14 protein-coding genes are annotated in these 12,892 nt (G+C 42.8%); 8 read left to right on the top strand and 6 right to left on the bottom strand.

The window, feature by feature from the left end; genetic code table 11:
- Positions 1 to 143 precede the first annotated feature (143 nt).
- The 4 genes from CYLST_RS27260 to CYLST_RS27245 all read left to right on the top strand — a co-directional run bounded on the left by CYLST_RS27260 (position 144) and on the right by CYLST_RS27245 (position 4,256).
- Positions 144 to 641: an LptA/OstA family protein gene (locus CYLST_RS27260; protein ID WP_015210967.1), complete on the top strand. Its 498-nt coding sequence runs from the start codon at positions 144 to 146 to the stop codon at positions 639 to 641.
- 30 nt (positions 642 to 671) lie between these two features.
- Positions 672 to 1,400, top strand: a complete 729-nt coding sequence (lptB, locus tag CYLST_RS27255) for an LPS export ABC transporter ATP-binding protein (RefSeq protein ID WP_015210966.1) — start codon at positions 672 to 674, stop codon at positions 1,398 to 1,400.
- Positions 1,401 to 1,626: 226 nt separating this feature from the next.
- Positions 1,627 to 2,742, top strand: a complete 1,116-nt coding sequence (locus CYLST_RS27250) for an LptF/LptG family permease (RefSeq protein WP_015210965.1) — start codon at positions 1,627 to 1,629, stop codon at positions 2,740 to 2,742.
- A 131-nt stretch (positions 2,743 to 2,873) separates the two neighbouring features.
- Positions 2,874 to 4,256, top strand: a complete 1,383-nt coding sequence (locus tag CYLST_RS27245) for a serine/threonine protein kinase (RefSeq protein WP_015210964.1) — start codon at positions 2,874 to 2,876, stop codon at positions 4,254 to 4,256.
- Positions 4,257 to 4,514: 258 nt separating this feature from the next.
- Here CYLST_RS27245 and CYLST_RS27240 read toward each other — a convergent pair whose 3' ends face one another.
- A complete protein-coding gene (locus CYLST_RS27240; protein WP_015210963.1) occupies positions 4,515 to 5,135 on the bottom strand; it encodes a CBS domain-containing protein in 621 nt (206 codons plus the stop codon).
- A gap of 374 nt (positions 5,136 to 5,509) precedes the next feature.
- Between CYLST_RS27240 and CYLST_RS27235 the strand changes: the two genes are divergently transcribed.
- Positions 5,510 to 6,604, top strand: a complete 1,095-nt coding sequence (locus CYLST_RS27235) for a hypothetical protein (protein ID WP_015210962.1) — start codon at positions 5,510 to 5,512, stop codon at positions 6,602 to 6,604.
- Between the two features lie 46 nt (positions 6,605 to 6,650).
- Here the strand turns inward: CYLST_RS27235 and CYLST_RS27230 are convergent, their stop codons facing one another.
- The 3 genes from CYLST_RS27230 to CYLST_RS27220 are packed head-to-tail and all read right to left on the bottom strand — an operon-like array spanning position 6,651 to position 7,610.
- Entirely contained in the window at positions 6,651 to 7,004 is a 354-nt protein-coding gene (locus CYLST_RS27230) for a toxin-antitoxin system HicB family antitoxin (protein ID WP_015210961.1), read from the bottom strand.
- A gap of 19 nt (positions 7,005 to 7,023) precedes the next feature.
- On the bottom strand, positions 7,024 to 7,377 hold the full coding sequence (locus tag CYLST_RS27225; protein WP_015210960.1) for a DUF5615 family PIN-like protein: 354 nt from the start codon (positions 7,375 to 7,377) through the stop codon (positions 7,024 to 7,026).
- Positions 7,377 to 7,610: a DUF433 domain-containing protein gene (locus tag CYLST_RS27220; RefSeq protein ID WP_015210959.1), complete on the bottom strand. Its 234-nt coding sequence runs from the start codon at positions 7,608 to 7,610 to the stop codon at positions 7,377 to 7,379. The genes CYLST_RS27225 and CYLST_RS27220 overlap by 1 nt, the downstream gene beginning before the upstream one ends.
- A gap of 66 nt (positions 7,611 to 7,676) precedes the next feature.
- On the opposite strand from CYLST_RS27220, the gene CYLST_RS27215 reads away from it, so the two are divergent.
- The gene (locus CYLST_RS27215) at positions 7,677 to 7,880 is read left to right on the top strand and encodes a DUF559 domain-containing protein (RefSeq protein WP_245587439.1); all 204 of its coding nucleotides are present in this window, start codon (positions 7,677 to 7,679) and stop codon (positions 7,878 to 7,880) included.
- 175 nt (positions 7,881 to 8,055) lie between these two features.
- Here CYLST_RS27215 and CYLST_RS27210 read toward each other — a convergent pair whose 3' ends face one another.
- Positions 8,056 to 8,679 (bottom strand): Uma2 family endonuclease, encoded by a 624-nt coding sequence (locus CYLST_RS27210; RefSeq protein ID WP_015210957.1) that lies wholly within the window; start codon positions 8,677 to 8,679, stop codon positions 8,056 to 8,058.
- 100 nt (positions 8,680 to 8,779) lie between these two features.
- Between CYLST_RS27210 and CYLST_RS27205 the strand changes: the two genes are divergently transcribed.
- Together CYLST_RS27205 and CYLST_RS27200 are read left to right on the top strand one after the other, a co-directional pair.
- Positions 8,780 to 8,998, top strand: a complete 219-nt coding sequence (locus CYLST_RS27205; protein ID WP_015210956.1) for a type II toxin-antitoxin system HicB family antitoxin — start codon at positions 8,780 to 8,782, stop codon at positions 8,996 to 8,998.
- Entirely contained in the window at positions 8,988 to 9,200 is a 213-nt protein-coding gene (locus CYLST_RS27200; RefSeq protein ID WP_015210955.1) for a type II toxin-antitoxin system HicA family toxin, read from the top strand. The genes CYLST_RS27205 and CYLST_RS27200 overlap by 11 nt, the downstream gene beginning before the upstream one ends.
- Before the next feature lie 132 nt (positions 9,201 to 9,332).
- On the opposite strand, the gene mfd is transcribed toward CYLST_RS27200, so the two are convergent.
- Positions 9,333 to 12,818 (bottom strand): transcription-repair coupling factor, encoded by a 3,486-nt coding sequence (gene mfd, locus CYLST_RS27195; protein WP_015210954.1) that lies wholly within the window; start codon positions 12,816 to 12,818, stop codon positions 9,333 to 9,335.
- Between the last annotated feature and the right edge of the window lie 74 nt (positions 12,819 to 12,892).

Genomic DNA, 12,892 nt, shown 5'->3' with positions numbered 1-12,892 from the left:
AGCGAAACCTTAAGGCTAAAGAAAGCGTCAGCATTAGTAAACAAAGAATTATCCGCAATTATTCCAGACAGTAAATTCTATCTCTGGATCAAGTACTTGACATAATTGAAATACAAGCCGAGATCCCCTTTCCCCCATTTGCTATGATGCCCTGCTCTCAATTGCCCAAATCAAAAATGCGTCGCTTCGGATTAGCCTTAATGCTACCAGTGGCACTCCTCGGCGCAACTTTATTTCCTACCCAAGTACAAACTGCTACCGCACAAGCAACAGCAGGAAATCGTCCGCTGACTATCCGTTCTGATATTCAAGAATATGACGCCAAAACTCAAGTAATTACCGCTCGCGGTAACGTGCAAATGTTTTATCCATCTCGCCAAATTCAGGCAACGTCTGCTCAAGCACAATATTTTAGCAAAGAACGGCGAATTGATTTCACTGGCAATGTCTATATTTTGCAACAGGGCGCTAATAGCATTCGGGCAGAGAAGGTAACTTATCTAATCGACCAAGGAAAATTTGTCGCCTTACCCCAAGCCAACCGTCAGGTAGAATCTATCTACATGGTAGAGGACGCAGGTAATAGCGGACGAGCTGCTACACCAGCCCCAGGAACGCCAGGTTTTAAGCGTTCTAACTAGCATCAACCACCAAGAACGGGTGCTTCTCGCGTGAAAATTGTTTTAGAGAATATTCACAAATCTTACGGCAAAAGAGTTATTGTCAATCGCGTTAACCTTTCTGTTGCTCAAGGTGAAGTCGTCGGGTTACTAGGCCCCAACGGTGCTGGTAAAACGACGACTTTTTATATCGCCACAGGCTTAGAAAAACCCAATCAGGGAAGAGTCTGGCTAGATAATATAAATATTACTGCAATGCCAATGTACAAAAGGGCGCGACTAGGCATTGGCTATCTAGCACAGGAACCAAGTGTTTTTCGTCAACTTTCCGTGCAGGATAATATTCTCCTAGTGCTAGAGCAAACTAATGTGCCACGATGGGATTGGTCAAGGCGACTGCAAACTTTATTGCGGGAGTTTCGTTTAGAAAATGTAGCTCATAGTAAAGGTATTCAACTTTCTGGTGGTGAGCGACGACGGACGGAATTAGCCAGGGCTTTGGCATCTGGGAAAGAAGGTCCACAATTTTTATTTTTGGATGAACCATTCGCTGGAGTTGACCCGATAGCAGTTTCGGAAATTCAGCAAATTGTCGGGCGATTGCGCGATCGCGGAATGGGTATATTAATTACAGATCATAATGTCCGCGAAACCCTTGCCATCACTGACCGTGCCTACATTATGCGCGAGGGGCAAATCCTCGCTTTTGGCACGGCTGAAGAACTATACAGTAATCCCCTCGTCCGTCAATACTACTTAGGCGATAATTTCCACGCCTAATTTCATTCGGATTAATTAATAATTAATCAAGCTATTTTTTGATTTTTATAGCGTTTCCTGTTTCACCCTTAATTCTTTACTAATGGCAATTATATTGGCATATTAAATATCGTACAAATGCTTTGCCTTATCCAGGTTGCAGATATTTAAATTTAAAGAAGAGTTTATGTTATCCAAGAAGAAAACATCTTTTTACAGCCTGAGTTCGCTGCTGCCTTTGTCGATCATGGATCGCTACTTGATTATGCAGCTACTCCCGCCATTTTTGTTCGGCGTCGGGGCTTTTACTTCTGTGGTCTTGGCAATCGATAGCTTATTTGAATTATTACGGAAAGTTGTCGAATCTGGACTACCAATTGCGATCGCCTTTCGGGTGTTTTTCTTAAAGCTACCCTTTGTGATGGCTTATGCCTTCCCCATGTCTACCTTGCTGGCAACTTTGATGACCTACAGTCGTCTTTCTAGCGAAAGTGAACTTATCGCCCTGCGTGGCTGTGGGGTAAGCGTCTATCGCATGGTGACAACGGCTGTGATTTTTAGTTCTTTGGTGACAGCAATGACATTTGTCTTTAACGAGCAAATTGCCCCAGCCGCCAATTACCAAGCAACTCTCACCCTCCAGCAAGCCGTGAGGTCAGACAAGCCAAGTTATAAACAGCAAAATATCTACTATCCTGAATACCGAGATATCAAGCAGCCAGATGGTAGCAAAAACAAGATACTTGCACGCTTGTTTTATGCTGACCAATTTGATGGTAAGCAGATGAAAGGTTTAACGATCATCGACCGTTCAACAGAAAACTTAAATCAAATTGTCGTCGCCGAATCTGCCCAATGGAATGGCCCTCAAGGCGTCTGGGATTTTTATAACGGCACCATCTATTTAGTAGCTGCCGATCGCTCATATCGCAATATTTTGCGGTTTGAACACCAACAACTGCAACTGCCCCGCACGCCCTTAACCCTGGCAGAAAGCAACCGAGACTACGGCGAAATGAATATCGTTGAAGCACTAGAAAGATTACAAATTGAGCGCCTAAGTGGCGATCGGCAAAAAATTCGCAAACTTGAAGTGCGAATTCAACAAAAAATCGCCTTTCCATTTGTCTGCGTCATTTTTGGCTTGGTTGGCTCTGTTATGGGAACTATACCCCAGCGCAGTGGACGAGGGACAAGTTTTGCCATTAGCGTCGTCGTTATTTTCAGTTACTACTTACTTTTGTCAGTTTGTGGTGCTTTAGCTCAAGCGGGTATCGTCTCTCCCTTTATTGGCGCTTGGTTGCCCAATTTCTTTGGGTTAGCAATAGGTATATCTCTCCTACTTCGGGTTTCCCGAAAATAAACCCATGAAATTAGTACAAAAAACAAATTGCTAGAGGATTAGCGCTACCTACGAATTAGCGACTGGAATGGTTAGCGCCTGAGTTGAAGTATAGTTTAGGACTAAAAATTACCAGGGGGTAAATCCTTTCTATGATTGATAAAATCTTAGGCAATCGCTACGAAATTCAGCAAGAGTTGGGAAAAAAGGCTGGGCGACGGACACTTTTAGCTAGAGATTTGGTAACTAATGAGTTAGTAGTAATAAAATTACTCTCTTTTACCAATGACTTTGAATGGGATTCACTCAAGCTGTTTGAGCGAGAAGCCAACACCTTAAAGTCTTTGTCACATCCTTTTATCCCTCACTATTTAGATTATTTTGAGGTAAATTTACCTACTATCAAAGGATTTGCTCTTGTTCAAACTTATATCCCAGCCCAAACCTTAGAGCAATATTTACAAGCTGGTCGAACTTTTACAGAAGCTGAACTCAGAGAGATAGCTTCATCAGTTCTCTCTATTCTCATTTATCTGCATGGACTAAATCCACCTGTTATTCACCGTGATATTAAGCCTAGCAATATTTTATTGGGGGATCGTTCTGGTAATAGTGTTGGTCAAGTTTATCTGGTAGATTTTGGTTCTGTGCAAACAGCCAAAACAGCAGAAGTTGGGACGAGAACTGTGGTAGGAACCTATGGCTATATGCCACCAGAGCAATTTGGTGGACGCACAGTAAACGCCTCTGACCTTTATGGTTTAGGCACAACGTTAATTTACTTGGTAACGGGTACTCACCCAGCAGATTTACCACAAAAGGATCTTCGCATTCAGTTTGAGCAAGCGGCTCATTGCAGTTCCAGACTAACTACTTGGTTGAGGTGGATGACAGAACCCAGTTTGGAAAAGCGTCTGAGTTCTGCGGATAAAGCACTCGAAGCTTTGGATGAAATGGAAGTGCAAAGTTCTAGAACTTTAATCGCTAAAAAACAAACTCCTATTAAAAACCAACTGACAAAAATTCAACTTGATAAAAATGAGGATGTTCTGGAAATTATCATCCCACCGAATGTTTCTTTCTCAGCAATTTTTAAACTTCTTTGGGTTTTCCCAGTGATTTTATTTTCGTTAGCTCGGATAATTTCGGCTTCTGCTGATCTCACTATTATGGTTTTTTGTTTTATTGCCTTCTGTGTTTTATGTCAAGCTATTTTTGATTTATTTGGATACATTCGACTGTGTATAGATAGCCAACAAATCACCTTAGCCTACAATTTATTTGGGGTTATATTTTATTTTTGTCAGTCATCACGTCGAGGCCGTCACAGTATTTCTAAACTGGTGTACATTCGGAGCCACTTTATAGAAACGGCTCGTGGACAAACTGAAGAATCGGCAAAATTGCAGATTTGGGCAGGTGAAGAAAATTATCAACTTAGTATTCCTAGCGATAGGGTCACAACTGAAGCTGAAATTGAATGGTTAGTTAGTGAAGTAAGCGATTGGTTAGGTGTAGAGATCACAAATCTTTAAGTCCCGTTAACAGGTTTATTCATAGGCTATACCTCGTTTAAGTTGCTTAACAGCCTTGCGCCCCTCTAACATGAAGACACCAGGATTTTCCGAGTTGATAATCAAAATAAAGCTTAGTAGCGGTTACGCCCACCACCGCCACCGTACCTGCCGCGATTACCACCAGAAGAAGCCTTGCAGAGACGTTATATGGAACGTCTCTACATTCTTTTCTACTAGATGTCTAATAGATTGCCTGATGCAACCAACATATCTGCACTAAGACTGATGACTCCGGCATTCTGGAGCTTCCGGATTTTCTCTACAGTATGCCTCAAAAGAAACTTTGGCTGATACCATACCTTCAGCTTTCTGATGAGCAGCTTCTGCTTGGAGTTCTTCAACCTCATCCCAAGCGGTAGCACAAGCTTTAGAGTAAGCTCCTTGCTGGGTACAAGTAGCACGAGCTTCATCAATCGCTTTTTGAATTTTATCCTCCAGTAGCAGCGCTTTGGGAGCTTCGACAAAATCACTCTTTGTCAGAATGTCAGTAACCGAGATAATGCCCAACAGCTTGCCTTGAATTACGGGTGCTCTGCGAATTCCAGTATTGGCAAACAACCGCGCTACATATTCCACACCCAAATCAGGATTGACAACAATGCAAGGCTTGCTCATAATTTCGTAAATCCGCACTGCCTTGGGGTCTTTGCCGTAGGCTGTGATCTTGTAGACAATATCCGTTTCTGTAACAATGCCGTAGGCATCATTATCATAGCGACGATCCACAACCAGAGCACGCAATCCTTTTTCCTTCATTAGCTCGACCGCTTCAGCAACAGTTGCCGAACCGCGAATGCTAACTACGTCCTTGGTCATGATATCTTCGGCTTTCATCATTACTAAAGTCTCCTGGTAAATAGTACTGTGTGGAGCGAAGCATTGCCGCACACAGTTTGGTAACTAGAGAAAAAGTTAAACTGCTATCCAGCCACAACAATAAAATTAGTTCAGCTTTCAACTCGTGATGCTATCCAAAGTGACCGATGCCCAAAAACAGAGCATAATTTACCTTAACTTTTTAGAAAGCCTTGCCAAATCGAGTAGAAAGTAAATTTTTGACTCATAACTCTGTATTACTAATGACTAATTAACTGTTGAGGGGCTAGGATGAAATGAGCATCCAACTGTAGTTGCGATCTTCCCTACTGAGAATTTGCTCTCAACTTGGGTCAAGTTTTACCAGTTTTTAGTCAATTTCAATTACCCAACCCATGCCACCACGTCAATATCCCCCCGCCTACTTACGCTATCTCAGAGCCAGGTTATGGAATTTAGCGCGACCTGGTTTTTGGGGAACAGCAATTTTTTTATTTGTTGTCGGGTTTGTAGTTAACGAATACTGGTTACGCCCAGATATTTTGACGCCCAAGCAAAATACACCAGTCACCACGTCAAAGCCTGCTGAATCTTCTACACTTTCAGATGAAGATAAAGCTGTGGTGGCGGATATTGATAACTTGCCAGTCCTGTTGAATGAATTTGAGAAAGCAACTCTCTCGGCCACAATTAATCCCCAGGAAGATGCTCAGGAAGATAACAGCGAAAGCTTATTTGAGGATGTAATTAAAAAGCAGAATACTGCCAGTGATGCCAAATCCACTCCTGGCCAGGGGATAGTTAATAGCCCACCCCCAGCAAATGAGAAAAATCCCTTTGTGGTTCAAGCAGAAAAGTTACTGCTGTCTGGGACAAATGATGGTGATGGCCAATTTTTAGACGTCAAGTCTTTAAATCCATCCCCGGCACAAACAGAAACAACAACCTTCTCTAGCTTGGAGATGGGATTAACTAATAAGACTAAAAAGAATCAAAAGTCTGTCTTAATTAGCCCTTTGCAAGCAGAAATCAATCAATTGACACAGCAGAATTTCTCTAGTCTCAATAATGCCACTTCATCTCAAATAAATCCTTTGGCGCAAACCTCCTCTAATGAAGCAACGAGGATACTACCCAACAACAGCTTACCCAGTCAGAGTTTGCCACCTAGTACGGGGATCGGCTACATTCAGCCAACGGTTACTAACCAGCCGCAAAACCCCTACAGTAACTTCAATAACGGTCAAACTTTGCCAAGTGTGGTAACACCAACCACGGGGGTATCGCCAATTACTCCTGCTGCACCTAATAATACAACCAACTCTGTTCAATCTTCAAGTCGAAGCATTACTGATAGCACAACTCCTGTGGGATATGCTAACTATGGTAATTCTGGCTTGCAGCAGCCTATATATGGCAATTCTAGCTTACAGCAACCAACTAATCCTTCCGCGATTCCAGGGCAGTACACAGGCGGATATCAGAGATAGTGGAGATAGTTTAGCGATCGCTTTTTTATTGTAGAGCGAAATTCCCTTAAACTGCTGCACTCAACAAAGACACGATATATTGATTCAGACTCACCCCTTGCTGTTCAGCAGTTTCAGCCAAACGACGATGCAGAGATTTAGGCATCCGCACCAGTAACTTACCGCTATAGTTATCATCTTTACTGGGTAAAGGAATCTCATCACCAGCTTCATAAGCTGTTTCAATCCACAATTCCCGCGCTTCATTGATATTTGCTACAGTTTCTTCTAAGCTTTCACCTTGGGTAAGACATCCTGGTAATTCTTTTATTTGTGCTACATATCCCCCTTCTGGGTCAGGGTAAAGTGTGACAGGATATTGAAGAGTTAAATAATATTCTAGAGATAGTTTTTCAAGCATGATCTATCTTGACAATATTTTATTGATGAACAATTATCGTATCTCTACTCATTTCGATAACCGAATATTGCTGAAATAATTCTATTAGTTGTGGTAAATTTTTGATAAATATTGCCTCAAGTTCTGTGTTCTTAATATTGCCTGTTGTAACTTGTAGTAGCTTGTAAGGTTGTTGGCTAATTATGAAAGAATCGAAAAAGTCAGAATCTTTACTAATAACAATCCGACTTTCCTGAATTGAAATTGTATTTATTTCTTCATCAGTGGTGGCATTTCTGTTAGGTAAATCTTTAGTATGGATTGTGTCATAACCAGCAGATTGCAAGATAAGCGCCACATTTCTTGGTAATTGGGCATCTACTAAAAACTTCATTATGCTATTTTGTGTATGCTTTTTACCTGACTAAGACGAGCCGCAAATAACAAAACAGCTAAAATATCCTCACGTTCTAAATCATCGTAATCGGCTAAGATATCCTCAATACTCATACCCGCACTGAGTAATTCTAAAATAAATTCAACTGGGTAACGTAAACCTCGAATACATGGTTTACCGTGACAGATATTTGAATCAATTGAGATTCGTTGTAAAAGTGTGTTGTTCATCTTTTCTTTACTATTATGGGGTGGGCGTCTTGCCAGCCCTATTGTAACAAGCTTCATTTTATCTTAGTGGTATACGGTAGATGGGGTATTTTGGAAGTTGATGGGCCGCATCACACGGCAGAACGCAGAGTTGAGGAACAAGAGAGAGAAAGGATTTTTAAGAAAAACGGTATTAAAGTAGTAGAAAGATTTGACGCTAAAAGGTGTTATGAAAATCCCGATGAAGTAGTGCAGGAATTTTTCAAAATGATAGAAATTGGCTATTCTTGAATGACAGGTAATTATTTAAGCATATATAAGAGATTATTTGTTTTTATTTGTGGGCTGTATTTTTAAACGTATCCCTTCGGGAGCCGGAGGCATACCGCAGAGACGCAGAGGGCGCAGAGGTAGAGAAAGAAGAGAGAAAGAACAGATGTGAATATCTCTTTTAGGATTGCTATATTTATTCTGTAGCACCTGCCTTAAAAATTTGTTCTGCGGTCAATTTTAAATTTGGGAAAGTGGGTGAATTAATCATCTCAGTACCTCTAAATTGAGTAACTTGATACTCTCCCTTAATTAACTGATAAATAGAAAAAGTAGGTTGTTTGGGATTACCTATATATCTTCTACCACCCAAACCAAGATAATCAATAATCCAATATTCAGGAATACCTAAAGATTCGTAATTTTCTAACTTTAGTGCGTAATCGTCACTCCAATTTGTGGAAACTACTTCTACAATCAACTTAACGGAACTGCCTATAGTGATGATTGATTCTTTTTGCCAACGTAACTCATTATTATTGACATTGCGCTTATCTAAAACAATCACATCTGGTTCATATCCTGATTCTCCTGGCGCTTTAATAATGCATTCCTTGGGGATAAAATAGGGTAATTTAGAATTACGAATTTCTAAGAATAATTCACCAGAGGTAAACCCAGCAACTTCTGAGTGCATTTTTGTTGCTTTCGGCATTTCTATAATTTCCCCATCATGTAATTCATAGCGTTTTTCGCTTTTTTCTGGATACCAAGCAATAAATTCATCAAATGTTACTTGCTGGGGTAAAGCCTGCGTCATAATTTTTTCTCGATAACTCCTGCGGACTGATACGGGTTAGGGGTTAATCTGTAGGATTTTGCTTAAACTAAATATATAACTCAAACTTTACTCTATCGCTATGAGTTTACAAGACTACACTACAGTTATTCGTCCTGATGACAACGGTACTTATGTTGCTTATATCCCAGCGATTACTGGTTGTCATGCTTGGGGACAAACACCAGATGAAGCACGTGCTGAACTTATCAATGTATTTGCAATGATTCAAGAAGAATATGCAGAAAAAGGGTTGCCAATGCCTCATGATGTTGAGTTAGTAATTGCCAATGCCAGCTAAAGCCAGTGAATTAGAAAGAGTTGCGCGTAAACTCGGTTTTAAAAGAGTACGGCAAAAAGGTAGTCATGCACGCTGGCAACATTTAGACGGACGTGCGACCACTATTCCTACTCACGGAAATGCTGAAATTGGTGGTTGGTTGTTTCATGAAATTCTTAAGCAGTTAGGTATTACTGAAGAAGAATTTAACGAACTAAGATAATTTACAGTGATTTTCAGGTAAAAAGACTCGCAGTTTAGGGGCACAGCATTGCTGTGCCCCTACGACAGATATGGTTCAAATAAATGAAACCGGCTGTAATTTGGTGGGTAATCCCCACCATAGTTTTCTGAATCACGCCAAAGCTGCTTCAGGAATTGCCCCTTGCATTTTTCCGAAAGCGTCAATTAGGTTTTGCAATTGCTGATCTGCTTTAAAAACTCCCAAACCGCGTACCGTTACCTTACCCGGAGAATAGACAAAACGCGATCGCATATTTTCCGATAAATTCGCCGCTAACAAGTTCCAAGCAGGTTCTGCCATTGGCGTTTCTAAAACGACGTGTTGCTTGTTTTCTGGCTTAATCCGGCTAAATCCGAGCTTTTTACCTAACTGCTTCAGTTCCATCACCCGCAATAGCTGATTTGCCGGTACGGGAATTGTCCCAAAGCGATCGCTCCATTCGGCAGCAATCTGCTTTAATTCTCCCTTAGATTTAGCCGTGGCCACCGCCCGATAAGCACTCATTTTTTGATCCAAATCGGTAATGTAATCAGCAGGAATAAAGGCGGTGAGATTAAGGTCAATTTGGGTATCATCCACCTTGGGTATTTCTTGTCCCCGGATTTCCCGAATTGCCTCTTCTAACATTTCCATATACAAATCAAACCCGATGGCATCCATTTGACCAGATTGTTCTGCACCTAGCAAGTTACCCACGCCGCGAATTTCCATATCCCGCATTGCTAGCTGATATCCAGAACCTAGCTGAGTAAATTCCTGAATTGCCCGTAACCGTTGCCGCGCCGCATCAGATAACACCCGCTGCTTAGGGTAAAATAACCAGGCGTGAGCTTGTATTCCTGCACGTCCCACACGTCCACGCAATTGGTACAACTGCGCTAACCCAAAGCGATGAGCATCTTCAATTAAAATGGTGTTAACTCGCGGAATATCTAAACCAGATTCAATAATAGTCGTACAAACGAGGATATCTGCTTCACTGCTGCTGAAAGTGAGCATGGTAGATTCTAACTCGCTTTCATCCATTTGACCGTGAGCGATCGCAAATCGGCCCCCTGGAATCATTTCTCGCAAATTCGCTGTTGTCTCTTCAATTCCCTCCACACGCGGCACCACATAAAACACCTGTCCCCCTCGGTCTAATTCTTGACGAATGGCGCTGCGGACGATTTCCGGGTTTAGGGGTGCCAGATGAGTTTGAATCGGTCGTCTCGATGGCGGTGGTGTGGTAATCAAACTCATTTCCCGAATTCCCGACATCGACATATACAAAGTTCGGGGAATGGGAGTTGCCGAAAGCGTCAAAACATCAACTTGAGTTTTCAGACTTTTAATTTTTTCCTTCTGGTTCACCCCAAACCGCTGTTCTTCATCTACCACCAACAGTCCTAAATCTCGGAATTGCACACCTTTACCCAAAAGTTGGTGCGTCCCGACAACGATATCTAATTCACCCGTTGCCAGTCGCTTTTGGATATCGCGGCGTTCTTCAGCGCTGCGGAAGCGGTTGAGTAAACCCACATTCACGGGGTAAGGGGCAAAGCGTTCTTTGAGTGTGTGATAGTGCTGTTGCGTTAAAATAGTAGTAGGCGCAAGGAGTGCAACTTGTTTACCGGCGGTGACGGCTTTGAAAATGGCACGAATTGCCACTTCTGTTTTACCAAAACCGACATCACCGCAAACTAAGCGATCCATTGGGCGATCGCTTTCCATATCGCGTTTGACATCTTGCACGGCTTTGAGTTGATCCGTGGTGGGTTGGTAAGGGAAAGAATCTTCTAATTCCTCTTGCCAAGGCATATCTGCGGGATAGGCAAAACCTTGTTGTTGCGATCGCGCTGCATACAACTTTAACAAGTCCACAGCTAATTTTTTAATCGCTTTGCGGACTTTGTTCTTGGTATTATCCCAAGCTTTCCCCGACATTTTGTGTAGTTCTGGCGCTTTATCGCCATTGGTGCGGAAGCGGGAGAGGGAACCGACTTGATCAGCTGCCACTCTCAGCAACCCATCGGCATACTGCACCACCAAATAATCACGGGTTTCGTCGTTAATCGTCAGACTTTCCAGCTTGACAAATTTACCAATTCCGTGGCTTCTGTGAACTACATAATCCCCTGGACGCAGCTTGTTGGGGTCAACTTGCTTAGAAGTAGCATTGCGGCGTTTGCGAACATAGCCAGGAGTCGCGAGAGAATGCTGCCCATAAAATTCCCGGTCGGTGACAATCACCAATCGATATGTAGGCAGAATAAAGCCTTCCAATTCCGCTAGACCCGAATATTTGAGGGCGACTGGTGTATGGTTGATTTGTAACTTATCAATCGCTTGGTAGTCGCGAGGATTAGGGATAAACTGCGCCGGACAGTCGTGTTCTTGGAGGAGGGAGACAGAACGGGAAGGTTGAGCCGAAAGCAGCCAAGTCGAAAAATTGCGATCGCGATTTTGTCTGATCGTTTCCGCTAGTTTGGCAAACTGGTGTGGTGTAACCGGAACAGGTCTACTCGCCAGATTAATTCCACTATTTTCCTCAGCCAGTTCTGATAAATATAATCTTTTAAATTTGCCAGCTTCAGCTAAACATTGATCAAATGAACGATGAATCTGCGGCAGTCCACCCACAACCGACCACTGACTATCAGCATTTTCCACCCAGCGATCGCTATGAGCATGACACTGTTCTGGCTCATCAATCGCAATCAGAGTATTTTCTGGCAAATAGTCGAGGATAGAAGCTGGTTTCTCAAAGGCTAACCCCAAAAAACGCCGACTACCTTCTAATAATGTTGAGTCTTGATTGCTGAGTTCCGAGTCAGAATTCAAAACTTGGAATTGGGCATTATCTTGCAACGCTGACATGACAATCGGAGCAAAGCTAGTGGGAGTCAGAGTTAGCTGTTCAACTTTGTCGAGGGCAGAACGCTGAGTTGCTGGGTCAAATTCCCGAATTTGCTCGATTTCATCACCAAACCATTCCAGCCTGACTGGCAACTCAGAAGAGACCGGGAACACATCCACAATATCGCCCCGCCGACTCCATTGCCCTTCCGTTTCCACCAAAGGCACTCGCTCATATCCCAGAATAGTCACTTTTTGACTAAAAGCATTCAAGTCGCATTCCATCCCCTTTTTCAGGGTGAGGCAAAAAGAGCTAAAAATTTCTGGTGGTGGTAAGTGGGGTTGTAGCGCCCCCGCAGTCGCAATAATTGCGGTTTTCATCGCCGCCCCTGGTAACTGTACGGCTGGGGAAACCCCGCCCCTACCCAGCAAATCTGCCAGTACCTGCATTTGTCCCCAATTCAACTCAGTTTCTGGGTCAAAGGGTTCGTAGGGGGAGGCTTCGGAGGTAGGGTAAAAATGTACAGTCTTCCATCCCATCGCCTCCATCTGTGCGTAAACGCGTCCGGCTTCTTCCAGAGTGGCGCAGACCACGAACAAATCCCTGCCCTCATTGTTCGCTAATGCCGAAGCCACCAAGCCTTTGGGCAGGCGGGAAATGCCATTTAACCGCAATTCTTGTTGTCGATTGAGCTTGGAGATCAGTTCTGTGGTGAGTGGCGATCGCGCCAAAGCACGCACAATAGAAGAAAATGCCATAAGTTCTATTAGAGTGGGAAGTCTTTGCAGGTGAGAAAATCTATCTTGTCGTTTATGTCAACTATTTTAAAAGT

Source organism: Cylindrospermum stagnale PCC 7417, assembly GCF_000317535.1.
Taxonomy (GTDB): Bacteria; Cyanobacteriota; Cyanobacteriia; order Cyanobacteriales; family Nostocaceae; genus Cylindrospermum; species Cylindrospermum stagnale.
Note: the sequence above shows the minus strand (reverse complement) of the source record. Positions and strands in the feature narration are given on the sequence as shown.